At 37.7% G+C, this 21,214-nt stretch carries 13 protein-coding genes and 2 pseudogenes; 9 read left to right on the top strand and 6 right to left on the bottom strand.

Going from position 1 to position 21,214, the window contains the following annotated elements:
* Positions 1-27: 27 nt before the first annotated feature.
* A complete protein-coding gene (locus C6H08_RS10535) occupies positions 28-1,059 on the bottom strand; it encodes a flagellar basal body P-ring protein FlgI (RefSeq protein WP_194145867.1) in 1,032 nt (343 codons plus the stop codon).
* Between the two features lie 175 nt (positions 1,060-1,234).
* On the opposite strand from C6H08_RS10535, the gene alaS reads away from it, so the two are divergent.
* The 8 genes and pseudogenes from alaS to C6H08_RS10490 all read left to right on the top strand — a co-directional run bounded on the left by alaS (position 1,235) and on the right by C6H08_RS10490 (position 12,191).
* Positions 1,235-3,880 (top strand): alanine--tRNA ligase, encoded by a 2,646-nt coding sequence (gene alaS / locus C6H08_RS10530; RefSeq protein WP_034578985.1) that lies wholly within the window; start codon positions 1,235-1,237, stop codon positions 3,878-3,880.
* A 27-nt stretch (positions 3,881-3,907) separates the two neighbouring features.
* Positions 3,908-5,977, top strand: a pseudogene (locus C6H08_RS10525) (HsdM family class I SAM-dependent methyltransferase); the annotation flags it as partial.
* A 75-nt stretch (positions 5,978-6,052) separates the two neighbouring features.
* Positions 6,053-7,045: a restriction endonuclease subunit S gene (locus C6H08_RS12160; RefSeq protein WP_233708577.1), complete on the top strand. Its 993-nt coding sequence runs from the start codon at positions 6,053-6,055 to the stop codon at positions 7,043-7,045.
* Positions 7,035-8,705: a restriction endonuclease subunit S gene (locus tag C6H08_RS10515; RefSeq protein ID WP_233708576.1), complete on the top strand. Its 1,671-nt coding sequence runs from the start codon at positions 7,035-7,037 to the stop codon at positions 8,703-8,705. Before C6H08_RS12160 ends, C6H08_RS10515 begins: the two co-directional genes overlap by 11 nt.
* Positions 8,706-8,757: 52 nt before the next feature.
* Positions 8,758-9,194 (top strand): annotated as a pseudogene (locus C6H08_RS11600) (DNA methyltransferase); the annotation flags it as partial.
* A 179-nt stretch (positions 9,195-9,373) separates the two neighbouring features.
* Positions 9,374-10,423, top strand: a complete 1,050-nt coding sequence (locus C6H08_RS10500) for a DMT family transporter (protein WP_080732153.1) — start codon at positions 9,374-9,376, stop codon at positions 10,421-10,423.
* Between the two features lie 73 nt (positions 10,424-10,496).
* Positions 10,497-11,360: a DMT family transporter gene (locus tag C6H08_RS10495; protein ID WP_034563095.1), complete on the top strand. Its 864-nt coding sequence runs from the start codon at positions 10,497-10,499 to the stop codon at positions 11,358-11,360.
* Positions 11,361-11,555: 195 nt separating this feature from the next.
* Positions 11,556-12,191 carry a superoxide dismutase gene (locus C6H08_RS10490; protein ID WP_034563098.1) on the top strand — a complete coding sequence of 212 codons (636 nt, stop codon included), beginning with the start codon at positions 11,556-11,558 and terminating at the stop codon, positions 12,189-12,191.
* Between the two features lie 152 nt (positions 12,192-12,343).
* Here C6H08_RS10490 and C6H08_RS10485 read toward each other — a convergent pair whose 3' ends face one another.
* The gene (locus C6H08_RS10485) at positions 12,344-14,026 is read right to left on the bottom strand and encodes a UDP-glucose dehydrogenase family protein (RefSeq protein WP_034579359.1); all 1,683 of its coding nucleotides are present in this window, start codon (positions 14,024-14,026) and stop codon (positions 12,344-12,346) included.
* Between the two features lie 194 nt (positions 14,027-14,220).
* Between C6H08_RS10485 and C6H08_RS10480 the strand changes: the two genes are divergently transcribed.
* Positions 14,221-15,615 carry a PhoH family protein gene (locus C6H08_RS10480; protein ID WP_034579362.1) on the top strand — a complete coding sequence of 465 codons (1,395 nt, stop codon included), beginning with the start codon at positions 14,221-14,223 and terminating at the stop codon, positions 15,613-15,615.
* Positions 15,616-15,731: 116 nt separating this feature from the next.
* On the opposite strand, the gene pseH is transcribed toward C6H08_RS10480, so the two are convergent.
* The 4 genes from pseH to C6H08_RS10460 form a co-directional block, all read right to left on the bottom strand.
* Positions 15,732-17,351, bottom strand: coding sequence for a UDP-4-amino-4,6-dideoxy-N-acetyl-beta-L-altrosamine N-acetyltransferase (gene pseH / locus C6H08_RS10475; protein WP_034579366.1), 1,620 nt, complete (start codon positions 17,349-17,351; stop codon positions 15,732-15,734).
* Positions 17,348-18,481, bottom strand: a complete 1,134-nt coding sequence (locus C6H08_RS10470; RefSeq protein ID WP_034579370.1) for a cytidylyltransferase domain-containing protein — start codon at positions 18,479-18,481, stop codon at positions 17,348-17,350. The genes pseH and C6H08_RS10470 overlap by 4 nt, the downstream gene beginning before the upstream one ends.
* A gap of 131 nt (positions 18,482-18,612) precedes the next feature.
* On the bottom strand, positions 18,613-19,395 hold the full coding sequence (locus C6H08_RS10465; protein ID WP_034579374.1) for a 2-amino-4-hydroxy-6-hydroxymethyldihydropteridine pyrophosphokinase: 783 nt from the start codon (positions 19,393-19,395) through the stop codon (positions 18,613-18,615).
* A 65-nt stretch (positions 19,396-19,460) separates the two neighbouring features.
* Entirely contained in the window at positions 19,461-20,873 is a 1,413-nt protein-coding gene (locus C6H08_RS10460; protein ID WP_034563111.1) for an arsenic transporter, read from the bottom strand.
* Between the last annotated feature and the right edge of the window lie 341 nt (positions 20,874-21,214).

Below are 21,214 nucleotides of genomic sequence, written 5' to 3'. Positions count from 1 at the left end.
TACAACTCCGACAATTATCAAACCAACTTACAACACCTCAATATCCGCAGCGATAGCCCCGCTTCGTTTCATAGTCTCTAAGATAGATACGATACTTTGTGGGCTTGCCCCAAGTCGCTGCAATGCCCTTACTACACTCGCAACAGTTGGTGTTTGTCCGTTACTACTTAGCGTATTTGTCTGTGGGTCAAGCGTCATAGAATCTACTTTTGTGCTTTTATCATTTGTGTCAAACTCATTTGTAATCTTTAGTGTTAAATCCCCATGAGTAAGCACAATGGGCTGCACACTGATACCTAAGCCAGATACGATTGTGCCAGACTTTTCATCTATTACTATTTTCTCTCTAGCAGAGTAGGGGATATCTACTTCTTGGACTAAGGCTAGAAACTCAATCATGCTTAAGTTATTTGGTTTATTAATCTTAATCGTTCTAGAATCTAGGGCAGTAGCGGAGTTATCCCCAAACACTTCATTGATCTTATTTTGCACTTTTATAGCGTTTTGAAAGTCTGATTTCTTAAGGCTTAAAGTGGTGCTTGACTGATTTGCAAGATTATATATCACTTCCTTTTCAATCGTTGCCCCACCATTAATAGTCCCGCTCACAAGGCTATCGCCCTTACCCACACTAATAGCACCTTGGGCTACCGCATAAATCTGCCCATCAACTGCATTTAGCGGTGTCATCACAAGTGTGCCACCTTGCAAGGACTTTGCGTCACCAATGCTAGAAATCTTTATATCGATTCTATCGCCCTGCCTTGCAAATGGCGGCAGGGAAGCGGTTACCATAACAGCTGCGACATTTTTAGACTTAATATCATCGGCAGTAACCTTTACATTCATCGTCTCTAGCATGTTTGCCATAGATTGTGCAGTAAATTTTGACCCGCCCTTATCGCCTGTGCCATTTAGCCCGATAACAATACCATAGCCCATAAGCTGGTTATCTCTCACACCAGCGATATTTGTGAGATCGCCAATCTTTTCAGCCTGCAGCGCCGCAGCAAAACATAATGCTAAGATAAGACTCCTAATCATATAAATCCTTTTAATGTAAAAAATCCTTTTGTCATTGTAGCACAAACCTATCCACAATAAACACACTCAAAGCAAAAGCAATACCATAGCCAATAACATTTTACATTAAGCGTATTTTTTGTAAATAAAGCACACATAAAAAATAATGTATAATGCAAAGCAAAATACCCAAAAATCAAGGAATACATACATGGATATACGAGCAAAATATATAGACTTTTTTAAAAGCAAGGGGCATAAGGTTTATGATTCTATGCCTTTAGTGCCAGATGATGCGAGTTTGCTTTTTACCAATGCGGGAATGGTGCAGTTTAAGGATATTTTTACAGGTAAGATTCCAATCCCAAGTCCAAATATCGCTACAAGCTCACAGCTTTGTATCCGTGCAGGTGGGAAGCACAACGACTTAGAAAATGTCGGCTATACCGCACGACATCACACGCTTTTTGAAATGCTTGGCAACTTTAGCTTTGGAGCGTATTTTAAAAGAGAAGCTATTGCGTATGCGTGGGAGTTTGTAACAGAAATTTTAGGTTTTGATAAGAGCCTTTTATATGTAACGATTCATGAAAGCGATGATGAAGCGTATGAATTATGGCAGGAGCATATAGAATCTAGTCGTATTAAAAGAATGGGCGATAAGGATAACTTCTGGCAAATGGGCGATACAGGACCTTGCGGACCTTGCAGTGAGATATATGTGGATCAAGGGGCAGAGTTTTTTCATAGCGAAGAAGATTATTTTGGGGGCGAGGGGGATAGATTTTTAGAGATATGGAATCTTGTGTTTATGCAGTATGAGCGGGATTCTAGCGGGGCTTTGAAGCCTCTGCCTAAGCCTAGCATTGATACAGGTATGGGGCTAGAGCGAGTAATAGCACTCAAAGAGGGCGAGATAAATAATTTTGATTCTAGTCTTTTTGCACCCATAATGCAGTGTATTAAAGAACTTACAGGCAAGAGCTATTACCGCGATAGTGTGCTACTTAAAAACACGATGGGCTTTGCAAAAGATATAATAGATTCTTGTAAGAAAGACATTGCAAGCTTCCGTGTTATCGCTGATCACGCACGAGCTGTGGCGTTTCTACTCGCACAAGGGGTAAATTTTGACAAAGAGGGCAGGGGCTATGTTTTGCGGAGAATCTTACGCAGAGCGGTTAGGCACGGCTATTTGCTAGGTTTAAGAAAAGCGTTTTTATATGAAGTTGTAGGGGTAGTGTGTGATTCTATGGGCGGACATTATAGCTATTTAATAGAGCGTAAAAATGCCCTGCAAGAGCAATGCAAGGCAGAAGAAGAGAGATTTTTTGAGACGATAGAGTCTGGAATGGCGTTGTTTCAAGCGGAGCTAGATTCTATGCGGCAAAAGAATGAAAAAAGTTTTAATGGCGAGATAGCTTTCAAGCTTTATGACACTTACGGCTTTCCGCTTGATTTAACGCAAGATATGTTGCGTGAGCTTAATTTAAGTATAGATTTGCAGGGTTTTGAAAAATGTATGCAGGAGCAAAAAGATAGAAGCAAAGCACACTGGAAAGGAAGCGGTGATACTATCAAAGAAGGCGATTTTAACACACTTTTAAGTGAGTTTGGCGAGAATAAGTTTGTAGGCTATGAGTGCATAAGCACAGAATCTAAGATTCTAGCTCTTTTAGATTCTAGCTTTAAAAGAGTGGAATCTTTACAAGCAGGGCAAGAGGGCTGGGTGATGTTGGAATCTACGCCGTTTTATCCGGAGTCAGGTGGACCGGTGGGGGATAAAGGTATGCTAAAAAATGATTCTAATATTATCGCACAAGTCCTTGATACTCAAAAATACTTTGGACTAAATCTCTCTAAAGTCGTTGCCACAAGTATGCTAAAAGTGGGGGATTTGGTAAAAGCACAAGTGGATTCTAGTCGTTTTGAAATCATTAAGCACCACTCCGCCACGCATTTACTGCATTACGCCCTAAGGCAGATTCTAGGACCTCACATCGCTCAAGCTGGAAGCCTTGTAGAAGCAAATCGCTTGCGTTTTGACTTTTCTCACCCAAAGGCGTTAAGCGTCAATGAGCTAGAGCAAATAGAAGCCCTAGTCAATAGTAAAATTACAGAATCTTCCCCGCAAGTGTGCGAGACTATGAGGATAGAACAGGCTAAGGCAAAGGGGGCTATGGCACTTTTTGGCGAGAAGTATGGGGAGAGTGTGCGTGTGATAACTCTTGGGGATTCTATTGAGCTATGTGGGGGGATTCATATCCACAATACCGCAGAGATTGGGAGCTTTTATATCGTGCGTGAAAGTAGCGTGAGTAGTGGGGTTAGGCGTATTGAAGCGGTGTGTGGCAAAGCGGCATATCACTATGGCAAAGTGGCAATAGAATCTATAAAGACTCTAAAAGAGCAGCTAAAAGCCCAAGATGTCTTGCAGGGTGTGGCAAAGCTACAAATCGCTTTGAAAGAAGCTAGAGAGAGTGCAAACAAGGCAAAACAAAGTGTCAAAAGCTTAGATTATGAGGAAGTAAATGGCGTGAAACTCATCGTCCTAAAGCTAGATTTAGTGGAAGCAAAAGAGGCAAAAGATATTATTGATCGGGCGAAAAATGAGAATGAAAAAGTAGCGATTTTGCTTGTAACAGAATCTGGTGGCAAAGTTTCTTTAACCGCTGGAGTAAAGGGTGTATCTAGTCTCAAAGCTGGAGCGTGGGTAAAGCAAGTCGCACAAATCTTAGGCGGCAATGGTGGGGGCAGAGATGACTTTGCTACCGCTGGAGGTAAGATTACAGATTCTAGCAAAGTCCAAGAAGCCCTAGATCTAGCAAAAAACATTGCAAGAGAGAAGCTAGACTAAAGGCAAAAAGGGATAAAGGATAGCAATATGCAGTGGAGTAAAGAAGTGCAAGTTGATGAATGGGTAAGAGAGAAGCTAAAGGCTATGGGCTTAAAACTAGGCAAAGACTTCTTAGAAAAAGATGCGAGTGCTTATCTCAAAGACGCCCTAAAAGGTGCAAGCAAGACCAAGAAGCAAACAGGCATAGGGATACCAGATTTTGTGATAGAGAAATACAAAGTTGATAATGAGATTATCCCAGTTATTTTTGAATGTAAGCTAGGAGTAGGGAAGCTTGAAAAATACGCAAAGGATAATGAAAAAGCCCTAGATTTCTCTAACGATGCCATTAGCAAATACGCCCTTAATGGTGCTTTGCATTACGCAAGGGTGGCATTGCAAAATGAAAGTCAAAAGCAAGACCACTACAAAGAAATCATCGCCATAGGCATAGCAGGAGATAGTAGCCAAAATGTAAAGGTAAAAATCGCTTGTGTCTTTGCAGACTCTTCACTTGCCTATAAGGAGATAAAACGCACAAATTTAGACTTTTTAGAAAACGCAAAAAGCTTTACACATTTTTATAAAGAAGAGTGCAAGCTCACAGAAGAAGATAAGCACTTGATACTTATTAGGGGTAAATGGCATTTATCCTACCATAGTGCCCAGCTTAATAAGCTTATGCACAATCACAACATCACCGCACCCCAAAGAGTGCTTTACATCGCAGGTATGATTCTATCAATGCAAAGTGTGATGAGTAATAAGTATAGAATCCTAACTAAAGGGTTAAGCCCAGCCGATCTGCAAGGCTCACAAGAAGATGGGCTAAGAGATGGGGAACTAGTGTTTGAACGCATTGAAGAGTTTTTAAAAGTCAAAGTCCCAGATAGTGCAAAAAGAAAGCTTATGTTAGATTCTTTTAACGAGATTAGAAAAGATACCGATAGGGACGAAATCCCCGAATTTTATTACGACAAAGAGGGTAAGCCAAAAAACCCAAATCATAAAATCATAGCCCACATTCTTAAAGAACCCTCAAGTATCAATAAGCAAATTTTCGCCTACATTTATACATACATTTATAGCGAAATTGATGGGCTTAATGGGCATTTAGACATTATGGGTGAGTGTTATAGTGAGTTTTTAAAATACGCTTTAGGCGATGGCAAGGAGCTAGGCATAGTGCTAACTCCCCCTTATGTTACCAAAATGATGACCCAAATTTTAGACATCACAAGCACAGATAGAGTTATGGACTTAGCCACAGGCTCAGCTGGATTTCTCATCTCTAGTATGGAGCAAATGATAGAAGATGTCTATAAAAACACAGCCAAGCACAGCACACAAGCAAATAAAGCCATTTTAGAGCTTAAGACTAAGCAGCTTTTAGGGATAGAATACAACGCCGAGATGTTTGCCCTAGCTACGAGTAATATGATTTTACGCGGTGATGGCTCAAGTAAAATCTATAAGGCAAATACCTTTAAAACAGACAATTCGCTATATGAGCAGTTTAAGCCTACTAGAATCCTGCTTAATCCCCCTTTCACTTGGGATTACAATGGACTTCCATTTATAGAATTTGGACTAGATAGGATGCAAAAGCACGGCTTAGGAGCTATCATTATCCAAGATAGCGCAGGCAATGGACAAGCTATCTCTGTAACCCAATCCATACTTAAAAAACACACGCTAAAGGCTAGTATCAAAATGCCCATAGATTTATTTCAGCCTATGGCAGGAGTGCAAACAAGCATTTATATTTTTGAAGCAAAAATCCCGCACGATTTTGAAAAGCCAGTGAAATTTATAGACTTTAGAAATGACGGCTACAAACGCACAAAAAGAAGTTTGCAAGAAGTAGATAAGCCCACTCAAAGATATAAAGATATTCTTAAAATCTACAAGCAAGGCTTGAATGCCAAGATTGATAATAGCGTGTATGAAAAGCCCATTAACTTAAGCGAAGTGTATGTAGAAGATTTCATTAGTGATAGTGGGGCGGACTGGAACTTTGACCAACACAAAAAGATAGATACAACGCCCACTTTAGCGGACTTTAAAAAATGCGTGAGTGAGTATCTCGCGTGGGAAGTAAGTAATGTGCTGAAAAATTCTTGTCATACTGACCTTGAGCAAAGCGAAAGGGAAGTATCTAAAAATACACAGGCAGATTCTATAAATGGAGGAATGGAGGGAAACGCCCTTAGCCCTCGTTTGAGAGAGCTTGAAAAAGACTTCAAGCAAAACGGGGGCGAGTGGAGAGATATTGAAATTCATAAGTTATTTACGCCTCAAAATGGGGATTTTGATATACAAAAAATTCATTTAAACGATAAAGGACATCAAGTTGTCAGTGCTGGGCTAGAAAATAATGGCGTGATAGGCAAAACTGATATAAAAGCAAGAATTTTCCCTAAAAATACGCTAACTTGCGATATGTTTGGCAATGTATTTTATAGAGACTTTGAATATAAAATGGTTACACACGCTAGAGTTATGTGCTTACACCCACTTTTTGAGCTAAATAAAAAGACGGGACTTTATATCGCTTCGGTGATGAATTATTTCAAATTGCTTTTTTGTTTTGCGGATATGGCAACTTGGAGCAAGATTAGCAATCTTAAATTATCTCTGCCCGTTTTGCCTACCGCTTGTCATACTGACCTTGAGCGTAGCGAAAGGGAAGTATCTCAAAACATAGAATCCAAAAAAGATTTTTCGCCTACGGCTCAAAATGACAAAAACACAAAGTCTAATGCGGAAGCAGTTGAGATGAGAAAACAAGGCGAAACCGAAGTTTCTTTAGTAAATTGCGGTTTTCAAGGCGGAGGCGAAGGGAGTTACCTAAAGGGTAATGACCGAGCCGACAACGCAGATGCAGTTGCGAAGCAACAAATCCATACTTGCAAATCCGCGATTTATCGCTCAAATGCAATGCAGGGTTATAAAATCGCCTTTAACTATATGGAATCCTACATCAAGGCACTTGAAGCCGAGCGTCTTCAAGAACTTGAAGCCGAGCGTCTTCAAGAACTTGAAGCCTATCTTAAGGTTACAGGCTTAAACGATTATACTTTAAGCCAAAAAGAAAAAGACGCACTAAAAGCTTTTGAGAATCTAAGCACACCAAACGAGAGAGAGAGAGAGAGTAAGCGGCATTTCGCACGAAGTGCCGCTTAAAGTCTTACAAGATTTTACGCTTACAGATTCTAGAGAATGGCAAAGCTTTGCTAACACTGCCCTAAGCACCCTAGCACAAAAAGAGCTAGAATCTAGCAGTGCGAAAAATGACATAGAGTGGAAAAGCTTTAAAATCGGCGAGTTGTTTGAGATAAACACGCCTAAGAAAAAATTTAATGCTAATGCAATTAAGTTTAATGGAAAATATCCTTATGTGGCGAGAGGAGATTCTAATAATGGAATTCGTGGGTATATTGATGAAGACGAAGCGTTTTTAAATGAAGCAAATACCATAAGTTTTGGGCAAGATACCGCTACGATTTTCTATCAAACAAGCCCTTATTTTACTGGAGATAAGATTAAGATTTTTACCTTTAAAAAAGGGGAATTAGATAGATATAAGGCAAATTTTCTTATTTCTGTGATGAAAAAGGCTTTTATGGGTTTTAGCTGGGGAAGTAGCTCTTTTAATGTAGAAAATTTGAAAAATGTGTGCGTTTTACTGCCCGTTTTGCCCACCGCTTGTCATACTGAGCCTTTAGGCGAAGTATCTAACAACACAGAATCTAGATTTTTCGCTAACGCTCAAAATGACAAAAACGCACAACTAGATTTTATAATGAACAAAACCACAAAATCCAATGCGAAAGCAGTTGAGATAAGAAAACAAGGCAAAGCCGAAGTTTCTTTAGTAAATTGCGGTTTTCAAGGTGAATCAAGAGAGTTACCTAAAGTGGTAATGACCGCAGATGAGCCGAAGCAATCGCCATTTTTAGCCCAAAAGCCAACGCCATCTATCAATTTTAACTTTATGGAATCTTTTATCAAAGCCATTGAAAAACAGCACATTGAAACACTTTATAGATTCTGGGAGAGTAAGCTAAAAGCCTATAATGCCGTAATTAACGGGGGGGGGGGGGTAAGATTTACCCTTAGTGAGTATGAAGAGTTTTGCAAAGAGCAAAAAGTGCAAGATTCTCAATTTAAGCCTTATCATTCTCATTCCTTCTTGCTTGAAACTGACTTTTTTCCCTGTCATACTGAGCCTTTGGGCGAAGTATCTAAAGCAGAATCTAACAAAGATATTTCGCTAACAAAGTTAGCTCAATATGACAAAAACCACAATATAGAGTGGAAAAGCTTTAAATGTGAAGAGCTATTTAGTGTGAAGTCTAATCCGCAATTAAACAAAGATAGTTTTAACTTTAGTGAAAATGCCCCATACCCTTACTTTACGCGCACTTGTTTAAATAATGGTATAGCAGGTTATGTGGAGTATTTAGACGAGGAGCATAAAATCAAGGGAGAAAGCATAGCTGTAGGTATGCTTGGAATGCAGTTTTTCTATATGCAAAAGGACTTTTATGCAGGGCAATTTACTAAAACTTTATATCCAAAATTTAGTGGGCTAAATGCTACAATCGCACAATTTTTCATCACTTGGCTAAATAAAAATCAAAAGATTTTTCAAGGCGTTTTAGTGCGAGATTTTGAAAAGACTTTCAATGAAACAGAGATTTTACTGCCTGTTTTAGATTCTAACAATATTGATTTTAACTTTATAGAATCTTTTATTAAAGCCCTACAAAAAGAGTGCATAAAAAGCGTGGTTTTGTGGCAAGAAAGGGAGAGAGAAGCTTACAAAAAGGTGGTAAAATAAGACTGCAAAACACACAAAACTAAATAAAGTCAATAAGGAAAGATTCAACTAAATGAATACAATCTTTTATAAATCTAGTCAAAATATGAGCGAAGTGAGTGAATCTAGCATAGATTTAATTATCACAAGTCCGCCATATTTTAATATCAAAGACTACTCAAAAGATGGCTATCAAAATGTAAAACACTCTGCAGTTGCGGGGGGGGGGGGGATTTAGGTAGTCTTACAGACTACAAAACCTACATTCAAGAGCTTTTAAAAGTATGGCGTGAATGTGAGCGGGTGCTAAAGCCAAATGGCAAACTCTGCATTAATGTGCCTTTAATGCCGATGTTTAAAAGGGACTTAAACACGCATTATAATCGCCATATTTTTGACTTACAAAGCGATATACAGCATAGCATTTTAGAATCTACTTCTCTCTTTTTGCTTGATTTATATATTTGGAATCGCACCAATACGACTAAAAAATTGATGTTTGGCAGTTATTCTTAGCGTAAATAGTCCTATTGCATTCTAAGACCTTGGAAAGTTTGCTTACACTCAACATTTAAATGGGCTAGATTCCAAAAGTCTAAATCACAATGTAGTTTTAGTCTTGCTTTAAAAACTACATATCCTAATATTTTTGCTTATAATTCTAGAATCTAAATCTCTAGGATTTCTTCATGTTTCATGGCACAACTTACAATAGACTTTCTACCTTAATAGATTCTAAATTTCATTTTTTGCAACCCAAACCCTGCACGCACCCAAATGAGACAAATTTCAAAAACTCCACTATCAAAAATCATACACTACGCAAAATGGATGCAGAATCTAATCGTAAAAAAAAGTTATTTAAACTCCCAAAGATTCCTAGAAATTCTAGCTTTTTTATTCTCCTTGCAATCCTTGCAGAAAGCTTTATCATCTATGCGAGTGTGCTTGTAAAGCTTACAGACATGTCGCCTATAAACTTAGGATTCTATCGCATAGCCTTAGCGTTGCCCATTTTCTGGCTTATGGCAAATACGCGTAGAAATGTCTTTAAGATTCCATTCAAAGATATTGCATTTATGATGCTAGCAGGCATCTTTTTTGCCTTTGATTTATTGTTTTTTAATCTCGCATTGCGGCATACAAGTGTGGCAAATGCGAATCTTTTTGGCTCTCTTGCATGTTTTATTCTCATTCCTATTGGCATTTTCTTTTTCAAGGAAAAGTTTAGAAAAAGCCTTTTAATCGGGGCCATTGTGGCATTTTGCGGCATTGTTGTCTTGGTTGGTGGCAAGGGCGAGTTAAGTGTGGCAACGCCATTTGGGGACTTTATGGCATTCTTAAGTGTGCTATGTTATAGCTGCTTTTTAGCTGTGATTTACTCACTAAGAAAACGATATGGGACTTTAGAGATTATGTTTTTTGCTTGCATTGGCTCAAGCCTTACGCTTTTAGTCCTTGCCTTAATCTTTGAGGGCTTTGAAGTGCCAAAGGATATGAGAGATTTTGGGATAATCGCCCTTATTGCGTTATGCGGACAAGTGATTGGACAAGGATTTTTTAACTATATTTTAGGCAAAGTGAATACCCAAACCTCCTCACTTTTATTGCTTTTTGTCCCCATAATCGCTGCGTTAATGGGCTTTTTTATCCTTGGTGAGAAACTTGGAATTTTTGAAATATGCGGGATTTGCATTATACTTATTGGTGTATATTTTGCAAAGAAGGAAAGTTATTAGAGTGTGTTTAGGTTTGTTTATTTTTATTGTATTATAGTGAAAGATTAGACATACAAACTATTAAGGACTTTATTTGAATCTAAAGCAGTTTAACATTACACTTATAGCCATATTGTCGCAGATCGCTACGATCTATTCTAGTGTGCTTATCAAGCTCACTGATATGTCGCCTATGAATTTGGGTTTCTATTCCATTGCTTTGACGCTGCCCATCTTTTGGCTTATGGCAAATATACGCAACAATATTTTTAAGATTCCATTAAAGGATATTGCACTAATGATGTTTGGCGGAATCTTTTGTGCGTCAGATTTGGTGTTTTTTAATATCGCTTTGCACAATACAAGTGTCGCAAATGTGAATCTTTTTGCTTCTCTTGCGTGTTTTATTTTGATACCCATTGGTGTGTTCTTTTTTAAGGAAAGATTCCAAAAGAATTTTGGTGTTACCGCTGGTATAGCCTTTATTGGTGTTATAGTATTGGTTGGAGGTAAGGGTGAACTAAGCGTCGCAACACCATTTGGGGACTTTATGGCATTTTTAAGTGTTATGTGTTATAGCATATTTTTAAGTGTAGTGTATTCTATGAGAAAACGTTATGATACCTTAGAGATCACATTTTTTAGCTATATAGGTGCAGCTAGTCTGCTTTTTATTATGGCTGTGTTTGTTGAGGGTTTTGAAACCCCCAAAGATATGAAAGATTTTTGGGTAATTGCACTGATAGCATTTTTTGGACAGGTGATTGGACAAGGATTTTTAAATTTTGTGTTAGGCAAAGCAAGCACACAACTTTCATCTATTTTACTGCTTTTTACACCCATTGTTGCGGCATTAATGGGTTTTTTTATTCTCGGAGAATATTTGGATGGGATAGAAATGTTAGGTATAGGAATCATTATGGTGGGTATTTATTTGGCGCGAAAAGGGCTTTATTGAGTGAGTGTATGATTGCGGTTTTGTTACTATGATTAGGAAGTGTGTTGTTATGATACTTATATGATTTATTGTCTGCTAAAATTTCTGGTTAATTACGAATGAATACTTATCTAACATTTAATTAACTTTCAACCATACAAATATTAAGCAAAGTATATTATAATATAGCTTCATTTTAATTTTTCAGGAGATAATATGTTTGAATTAAGAAAATTACCCTATGAGACTAATGCGTTTGGAGACTTCCTTACCCCTACAACTTTTGAATATCACTATGGTAAGCATCATCAAACTTATGTAACAAACTTAAATAACCTTATTAAAGGTGGTGAGTTTGAGAATGCAGAATTGTATGATATTATCAAAAAGTCAAATAGCGGTCTTTTTAATAATGCTGCGCAGGTGTATAATCATGATTTCTACTGGGACTGCATCTCACCAAGTAAAACAGATATGAGTGCTGATTTGAGTGCAGCGATTAATGAAGAGTTTGGTTCGCTTGATGGCTTTAAAGAGAAATTTATACAAGCTGCGACAACTCTATTTGGTGCTGGTTGGTGCTGGCTTGTGTATAACTTAAATACAAAAAAGTTAGAAATCGTGCAAACAAGCAATGCAGCAACACCTATCACAGAGGATAAAGTGCCTTTGCTAGTAGTTGATGTATGGGAGCATGCTTACTATATCGATCATAAAAACGCGCGTCCTGCGTATTTGGAGAAGTTTTTCTCACACATCCACTGGGCGTTTGTGTCAAGTGCGTATGAATGGGCAAAAAAGAATGGTGTAGAATCTATTAAATTCTATATTAACGGCATTCATAAAAAATAACTTGCAATGTTAAGCACATAGACATTAAATAGAGATTTTATAATTTCTATAAACCCAACAGCCAAGCTTTTAAAAGTTTGGCTAACATATTCCACAAAGATTCTCAATCTTTTTGCATTGAGATCCCAAATCTTATATACTTAATCTAGTTTTTATAATTCTATATTTCCAACCCCTATTTGATAATACGCAAAGCCCTTAGATTCTAAGCCACAATGCTGATAAATATTCCGCCCATCAAAGATAATAGGCTCTTTTAACAGCTTTGCTATCTCGCCAAAATCAGGGCTTCTAAACTCCCGCCATTCAGTTAGCAGCACCAACGCTGCACAGCCCTGCAACGCACTATATTTACTCTCCATAAATGTAATAGAAGATAATTTATCTTTGAGATAGAATCTCGCTTGTTCGTATGCCTTTGGGTCATAGGCTTGTATCCTTGCCCCACGGTTAGTTAGCTCATTTATTAACACCAAAGAGCTTGCCTCACGCATATCATCAGTCTCTGGCTTAAAGCTAAGTCCCCACACACAAAAGCTAAGCCCTTGTAAGTTCTCCCCAAAATGCCTAACAATCTTTTCTACCAAAAGCATTTTTTGCTTTTCATTGACTTCTTGCACCGCTTGTAGAATCCTTGCTGTATAACCCACATCTTTTGCACTTTTTTCTAACGCCCTTACATCTTTAGGGAAGCAGCTCCCGCCATACCCACAGCCCGGGTAAATAAAGCTATATCCAATACGCGAGTCGCTGCCTATGCCCTGCCGCACATCATTGATATTTGCCCCCACACGCTCACAGATTTGGCTCATCTCATTAATAAAACTAATCTTTGTAGCAAGCATCGCATTTGCCGCATATTTTGTCATCTCCGCAGATTCTATCCCCATCGCAATGAGTCTATCGCTTTTCAATAAAAATGGTGCATACAAGGCTTTCATCACTTCTAATGCCCTTGTAGAATCTGTGCCGATAACCACTCTATCTGGACTCATAAAGTCTTTTATAGCAACGCCTTCTTTGAGGAATTCTGGGTTGCTTACGACATCAAAGGTTATTTTTTGCGTTGTATCTTTGTTATTTGGCAATTCAGCTTGTGGCGATAAATGTGGGAGCTGCGAAAAATCACTGCGGTCATTACCGCTTAGGTAACTCCCTTGTGATTTTTTTGGCAACCCACATTTTTCACTCACAATCTTAGAATTGCTAGAATCTAAGTTGGCAGATTCTCCAAAATCCCGCAAAGATACTTCCGCATTAGAATCTGTGTCGCTAGAATCTTGGCATTCTAAGGATTGAGATGAGAAATTAGGGTTGTGCAAGTCTTGCGAATGAGACGCACTAGTCGTGCGTTGCAATGAGCAAGGCGAAGCACTCCCTGATTTATCGCTCAATACTGAATGCCTCCCCCTTTTTGCTAAAGCAGATTCTATGATTCTTCTCACCTTTCTAGCCGTCCCAACCGGCACCGTGCTTTTATCCACCACCACGACATATTCTCGCTCTATATAACTGCCAATGTCTTGTGCCACAGCTTTAACAAAGCTTAAATCCGCACTGCCATCTTCACCCATAGGTGTGCCAACAGCGATAAAAATCACTTCCGCATTTGAGATAGCTTCCTTTTTATCCGTGCTAAAACGCAAAGTTTTAAGCCTAGCATTCTCACGCACCATTTCTTCTAAGCCCGGCTCATAGATAGGGATTTTGCCTTGCTTTAAAGATTCTATCTTTTTAGAATCCACATCAAGGCAAATCACTTCATTTCCCATTTGGGCAAAACATGCCCCAGCCACAAGCCCTACATACCCACTGCCAATAATCGTAACCTGCATTTGTATCCTTTATATGTTATCAACTCGATATATTTTAATAAAAGCTAAATTATAACAAACCTTATACAATATCCTTTAGCAAATACATTTAGATTCCAAAACAATACGGCTAAAACTAAGTCTAATATCTATCTCATCGCTATTCACCGCATTTTATGCTAAAATTATCACCACATTTTAGCATAAGGGGCGTAATGCAGCAGGTATTGCTTGATACTTCAATTATCCTTGATAACACACAGAATCTCATTGATTTACACCACAAAAATATGGAACTTTTTATCACAGATATTGTCTTAGAAGAGCTAGATAGGAAAAAGGATCAGCAAAGTGAGAGTGGCTATTTTGCGCGTGAATTTTTCCGCCGCATTCACAATGTTTCAAAAGAGAGTATGACAAGCATAACACCACAGCTTTCAACAGATTATATTACTTGTATTGTGTTTCAGGCACAAGATATTTGTGTGCCACTTTTTGTGATTACACGCACGATATATCGCACGGCACATAGTGATTATGGCTTTAATGATGCGCGCCTTAGAGAGATTGCAAAGGATTATAAGCTATTGTTGCTTACAAATGATATTGCTTTGCGTGTGCGATCCATGATAGAAAATATAGAATCTTCCTCACTTAATCAAGCCACAATCACTAGTCCAAAAGAGATTAGTTTTATCCATAAGGTAGCACTATTGCGAGATGGTAGCGATACAGAAGAGTTTAGTCAAAGCGATACTTTTAAAAAGCTTAGTAATTGGCATATTTTTGAGATTGATGAAATGGATATGACTGATAGTATGCGGTATGAAACGGGGAGAAAGCACTTTGGCATTAAGCAAAATGACTCTCTTGAAATACTTGATTTAGATTCTATTATTGCCACACAAAAGCCCTATATATTGCCGCTAAATGTCGAGCAAAAACTTGCCTATGCGATCCTTTTACATGCGAATAATTATGTAAGCATTATCACAGGTAGCACAGGGAGTGGCAAGACTTTGACAGCACTTCAAGCGGGTATTGCACTGCAAAAAATGGGCGTTGTCGATGGTATTGTGTATTTGCGAAATACTATTACAGCAAATGATAAAGAAGCTGAGCTTGGATTTAGAAAAGGTGATGAAGACCAGAAATTACATTATTTTATGTATCCTTTATTTAGTAGCATAAATTTTATTATCGAGCGTTTAAAGGAGCATTCCCTTGCAAAGCGTATTGAATACAAAGGCGAGAGTAAAGGCTTTGATAAAGAGCATGCAACGCAATATTTTCTTGATAAACACCGCATTGAAGTTATGGATATAGCACATGCTAGGGGTATCACGCTGCATAATAAATTTGTGATTTTTGATGAGGTGCAAAATGCTTCTGATGCGACTATTAAGCTTATAGGCACGCGTATGGGCGAGAAAAGTCGCATTGTATTTCTTGGTGATTATAATCAGATCGATCACCCCTATCTTAGCCGCTTGCGTAATGGAGCTTTAAGTCTATTATTAAAAGCACAAAAAGATGATTTTATATTTGGCTTACAATTGAAACATACCATACGAAGTGAAATCGCCAACTGGTTTGATTCTAATTTTTAGTTGCTTAGTGTAATGTGAACAAAACTCTTAATCTCTTGATTAAGGCTATCTGGAGCTACAATATCATACTTTAAAATTTAAACTCGCATAAGCTTTCTAAGACACAAAATTCCCAATCACTCTAAATGTGGATTTTTCATGCCATATAGCAAGACATTATGGAAAGTTTCAGTGTTGTTTTCATAGATTCTAAAACCATTTTGCAATGTGCCAAGATAGGAAAAGCCTTCTTTTTCATAGAAATTTAGGGCATGTGTGTTTGTGGCAACGACTTCAAGGTAAAGCATGTAAAGATTATAATGGCAAAAGGCGATATGCTGTATCATTTGCATGAGTATATGCCCATATCGCTTCGTTTTATGTTTTGCTAAAAATGGATTTTTATAGATTCCAAGATAGGCGTTTTTATGCTTGAGATTGATGCGTGAAAAGCTAATCACACCTATATCATGCGTAGTGTTTCCATCTATTGTTTGCAAGAGCCCTGTATCTTTTACAAGGAAATATCTCGCATGTTCATCATAGGGCAGGGACTGCAAAAAGCTAATATGTGCTTGTTCGCTAATTATGCTACTACCATACATTCTCTCTCGCACAAAGGGGTGATTCCTATATGTGAGTATATTCATAGAATCTTTATGGCTTAGGTTGCAAAAATCAAATGCACTGCATTTATCAAGCTGAAAGTTTTTTGCTTTTATTTCTTGTTTGGATTTTAGCGTATGGTTCAATGCATTAAAGATTAACTCTGTGGCAAAGTCTTTTGTATATGTGCCAATTTCTGGCTTTAAGGTGCTAATAGAATCTAGACTTTCAAATATCGTGGGTTGCAAGGGCAGTGTGATTGTGCGGATTAGATTCTGCTTTTCTAATGTGCTTATTTGTATGTCTTGATTTGTCGCAAGATTGATTGCAAAGACTTTAGGGCAAAGACTTAAGGCTTCAAATAAAATCCCACCACCTGATACAATACAGTGCTTAGAATCTGCTAAAAGTGTAGCAACTTGTGCCTGTGTGATGTTAGAATAGATTCTATATGACTCTTTAGAATCTATGTTGTCGCATAAATATTTGCTTTTAAGCAAACTGCCCTTATAGTTTGGTCCAACAACTACTACAATGCTTCTTGCAAAGCTTAGTAACTGCGTAAAAATCTCACTACTTATATCCTTAGAATCTTCACCGCCCAAACATACAAAAAATTCACTCTCTCTCTTGCTATTTGTAATATCTAGGCTATACAAAAATGGGTGCAATAACGCATACTTTAAGCCTGAAAATATATGCTCTTTTATATCACTATCTATTGCCTGTGTGTTATAGAATCCATTGAGATTAAGTAAAAAAAGCTTTGCCTTTGTGCTATTTTTCTCTCTCACAATGCGTTTTAAAAACTCAAAATGTCTTCCATCATCATCAAAGATTACAAGCACATTGCTAGATTCTAAAAAAGGGGTAAAATCACATATTTGATAGCTATCGATTATGCAAATATCGCTATGAAGTAATGCCTTATTCTCTATCTCTTCCCATTGTAATGCAAGTGGATAGCATGCTGCTTCTTTGCCTTCAATCCTGCCTTGTGCAGTGATAAAATCCTTAAAAGTCGCACTCCCCCGCACAAAAAAATCGACATTATACCCCATGCTAACAAACACTCTAGCAAGATTATAGCACCTTGCAACATGCCCTAAACCTAAGCCTTTTTCACTCTCTGTTAATATGCGTATTTTCATTCCCCGCCCTTATTGATATGGCTAAAAAGACTCTCTGCAATCGCTAAATCAAGCGTGGTGTCAATATCGTGTGCGTACTGCATGATAATCCCCATACTTTTATCCCCAAGTAAAGGAATCTCTTTTAGGAAACTTTCTGCTCTGCCCAAATAAAACTGCCCTGCATCGATAAAAGCCTGTGGCAAATCCTGCGAACGAGTGCCTATAAACTCTGGAAATAAGAAGTTTAAATGCCTAGACTCATCAAGGCAAAAAGAGCGGAATGTCTTTGAAGCTTCAAGCATGGCGACTATATAGGCTGTGTTTGGATTCTTATCAAGCATAAAGCAAGATTCTAAAATAATCTCTTCTGTGGCAAACATCGCTGTGGCATAAAGGCATAGGACTTTTGAGTGTGGGAATATTTGTAATGCAGGTTTATTTTGTGTTGTGTTTTTATCGCTTTGTAATGTTGTGTTATTGTTTTTTAAGGTGCTTTTGTGGTTTTCAAAAAATGTTTTATTTTGTGATTTGTCGCTTATGTGGTGTGAATCTTTGGCATTTTTAGAATCACTTGTATTTGCATTTTCTGTGCTTTGTGCGTGATTGTTAGATTCTAGTTTCTTGTCAAATTCTATGTGGGCTGATGGGTTTAGAATAGAATTTTTAGAATCTAAAATCCTGTCATCTTGAACCTTTGAAAAAGGCGAAATATCTCTATTTAATATGCTAGATATTTCGCTACGCTCAACATGACAAGTATAAGAATCTAAACTCTTATTATTTTGTGATTTATGTCTAAGTGTATTAGAATCAAACAAATTAGCAAAAAGCGGATTAGAATCAAACAATCCCTTATCAAAAGAGTCAGCCTTGATAAAAGGCAGTAAAGCATGGATAATCACAGGTAAAGTCGGTGTCATATCATCTGCTAAGGCTTTATTTCTAAGCAATGGATATGCCCCTAAACTTTCAGCAAACTCCAATATAGAGTAGTCATCACTACTGACGATCACATTATCACTCAGCCTTCTTGCTAAATCTATACTTCTCTCAAGCATAGATATGCCACAAAAGGGCTGCATATTTTTTCTAGGAATTCTTTTGCTACCACCACGAGCTGGGATAATCACACAATCAATTTGTTTCACACATATTCCTTACATATCATTAATATGCGATAAGCAAATCCCATTCACCCTATACGCAAAAGATTCACAAATAAGGCTCAATCGTTATACATATTACAGAATCTTGCAATATGTAAAGTTATATCACCACACTAAAACCAAGGCATAGAATCACTTGCAGTGCGTTTGCGGATAGTTTTCATTTGATAGAATCCTATAATCCACAATACAAGAGCCGCAAGCACAAATAACCAGCCAATAAAGATCAATGCTGTTATACCCCCAATAATATTTGCATACAAACCCCAAAGTAAAAACTTCTGCCCAGTAACAAAAGCCAACTCTCTAAAAAACAAAAGATTATATACAAGTGCCGCAATACTACCAACAATAAGCAATATCGCCGCTACAACAAGCCCAAATCCACCAGACGAACCATATCCAGCAAGAGCCCCAAGCAAAGCACTACCACCAAAAATCATAGCCAAAATAAGTGCCACCACCACAATCGCGATAGAGAGAATAAAGTTTTTAAACAAAGTTGGGCTTTCACTTGTGCGTTTTGTCCCAAGCACAGCCAACACAAAAACCACAAACCCAGCAATGAGTAAAATACCTCCAATCACCCAGCCTATAAATGGGATTATAGAGATAAAACTTCCTCCAAAATAAAGTCCAATGCTAAGTAAAAACTTAAAGCGAATGCTTTGTGTGTCATTTGCCATAAGCTGCCCTTGAATATTTGCCATATTGATACTACCACCCGTGATGAAAATATTTTTTGCCGCTTTTTCACTCACTTCAAAATCCACCTCACAGCCCGTGAGATTTTCCACGCTTCTACCCTCTAGATTTGATACATCACTGATTTCAAAAGTGTAGCGATTGCCATCTTCACCGCTGATTAAACTTGGCGTTAAAACCTTGCCTTTCATAACTATCCTTTGAGTTAAAAATAAAGCTAGAATTGTAGTATTCTAAGATTAATTTAAACTTAAAATTACATTAAGATTCTATGCAGGCCTACATACACCAAAAGCCCCAAAAGCCCCATACACAGCATAAAAGGCACGACAAGCATTGCCACTAGCATATACTGCCAAAAGCTAATATAAATGCCATATCGCTTAAGACTAAAAAGCCAAAGCAGTGTAGCAAGTGAGCCAATGGGTGTGAGCTTTGCCCCGACATTGCAGCCGAGCAGATGAGCGTAAATGAGTAACTCTTTAGATTCTAAAAAAGCAGAATCTAAACCCCCAAGCCCCACAAAGTCGCTTAAAGCAAGATTGCCAAGCATTACCATAGGCAGATTATTAATAAGGCTTGAGCCAAGTGAGCTAATCGCACCAACGCTAAAGATTTGTGCTAAAGTGTGTGTAGAAAAACTATCGCTTAGAGAATCATCAAGGAAAAACGCAAAAATATCCCGCATAAAAGAGTGTGTAGAATGCAGTCCAAATACCACGATAAAAAGCCCTAAAGAAAATACCACAATCCCAAAGGGCGAAGCCTTAAGGCAGGGTAGAATCTCAATCCTTTTATACGCAAGAATAAGGCTAAGAAAAGCACATAAAAGCGTGAAAGAAGAAAGCGGGAGAGAAAAAGCATTTGCTATAAAAATCCCGCATAAAAGCAAGAAAAGCAGGGCAAAACAGATAATAATCACGCTTTGTTGTGGCGTTGTGCTAGATTCTATCGTGTGAGATTCCGTATTTGGAATCTTAACCCTTAAGATTCTAGGCAATCTCTTACGCACAAGGATAAAAAAGCAAAGAGTGGCGATGATGATAAAAATTTGTGGCAATGCCATAACCTTGCTAAAATCTAGGGCATTAAGGTTAAAAAAATGCAAGGCAATGATATTTGTGAGATTTGAAATCACAAAGGTATTTGAAGCAAAATCGCTTACAAAACTCACTATAAGCAGGAAAATCACAAGCGGTGTTAGAATCGGTGTTAGAATCTGTGCTGAATTTTTAGAATCTAGCTTAGATTCCATATCTTTAGAATCTAGTTTGCCAAAAAGGGCGATGATGAGTGGTGTTAGGATTAAAATCGCACCATCATTAGCAAAAAATGCCCCCAAAAATCCCCCAAAAAGCACAATAAACACATAAAATTTAAAGCTAGAAATAACCCCACATTCTCCCTTTTCACTTAAAAATTTTAGAATCTTATAGGCTAAAAAGTCAAAAAATAAGAGCTTTTCAAGCACAATGCAAAAAATGATGAGACCAACAAGTGTGAGTGTGCTATCCCATACCATATTCCACACAAATGCCACATCAGCAAAACCTACAACCCCAAACCCCAAGCAAAGAAATGCCCCAAGAGAGCTATACACCCACAAGGGCAACCTAAAAGGACGGATATAAATGCAAAGCAAAGTCAGTGTAAAAATGAGAAAACTCACGAAATTAGCCTTATGAATGAAATTTAAGAAACTAGAACTCTGTCAAATTTGGATAGGACAGAGGGTTTGGGGTGTAATTTTTAGAAACTAGAATCTACGAATTTGCGATTGTGTGGTATTTCATACTACATTGTAGTATGCCAATTAACTCTCTTCTATCATTCTATGTATTGTATCTTAAAAATTATAAATTTTTCTTCTACATGTAAAAATATATGTAATTTTTAAGATATTAATATATGGTTTCAATTCTAAACATAAAGGATATAAGATGAGTTTAAAAACTTCGGTAAATTGTTTATTTGTGGTGCTTTAGCTAGTGTATTTATTGCATGTGGTGG

Source organism: Helicobacter bilis (genome assembly GCF_900198365.1).
In the GTDB taxonomy this organism is placed as follows: domain Bacteria; phylum Campylobacterota; class Campylobacteria; order Campylobacterales; family Helicobacteraceae; genus Helicobacter_A; species Helicobacter_A bilis_B.
This window is presented reverse-complemented; position numbering and strand designations above follow the sequence as displayed.

Coding starts and splice junctions, on each gene's coding strand:
- alaS (WP_034578985.1), top strand. CDS start 1,235: ATGGATATACGAGCAAAATATATAGACTTTTTTAAAAGCAAGGGGCAT.
- C6H08_RS10500 (WP_080732153.1), top strand. CDS start 9,374: ATGTTTCATGGCACAACTTACAATAGACTTTCTACCTTAATAGATTCT.
- C6H08_RS10490 (WP_034563098.1), top strand. CDS start 11,556: ATGTTTGAATTAAGAAAATTACCCTATGAGACTAATGCGTTTGGAGAC.
- C6H08_RS10465 (WP_034579374.1), bottom strand. CDS start 19,395: ATGAAAGGCAAGGTTTTAACGCCAAGTTTAATCAGCGGTGAAGATGGC.
- C6H08_RS10485 (WP_034579359.1), bottom strand. CDS start 14,026: ATGCAGGTTACGATTATTGGCAGTGGGTATGTAGGGCTTGTGGCTGGG.
- C6H08_RS12160 (WP_233708577.1), top strand. CDS start 6,053: ATGGAGGGAAACGCCCTTAGCCCTCGTTTGAGAGAGCTTGAAAAAGAC.
- C6H08_RS10480 (WP_034579362.1), top strand. CDS start 14,221: ATGCAGCAGGTATTGCTTGATACTTCAATTATCCTTGATAACACACAG.
- pseH (WP_034579366.1), bottom strand. CDS start 17,351: ATGAAAATACGCATATTAACAGAGAGTGAAAAAGGCTTAGGTTTAGGG.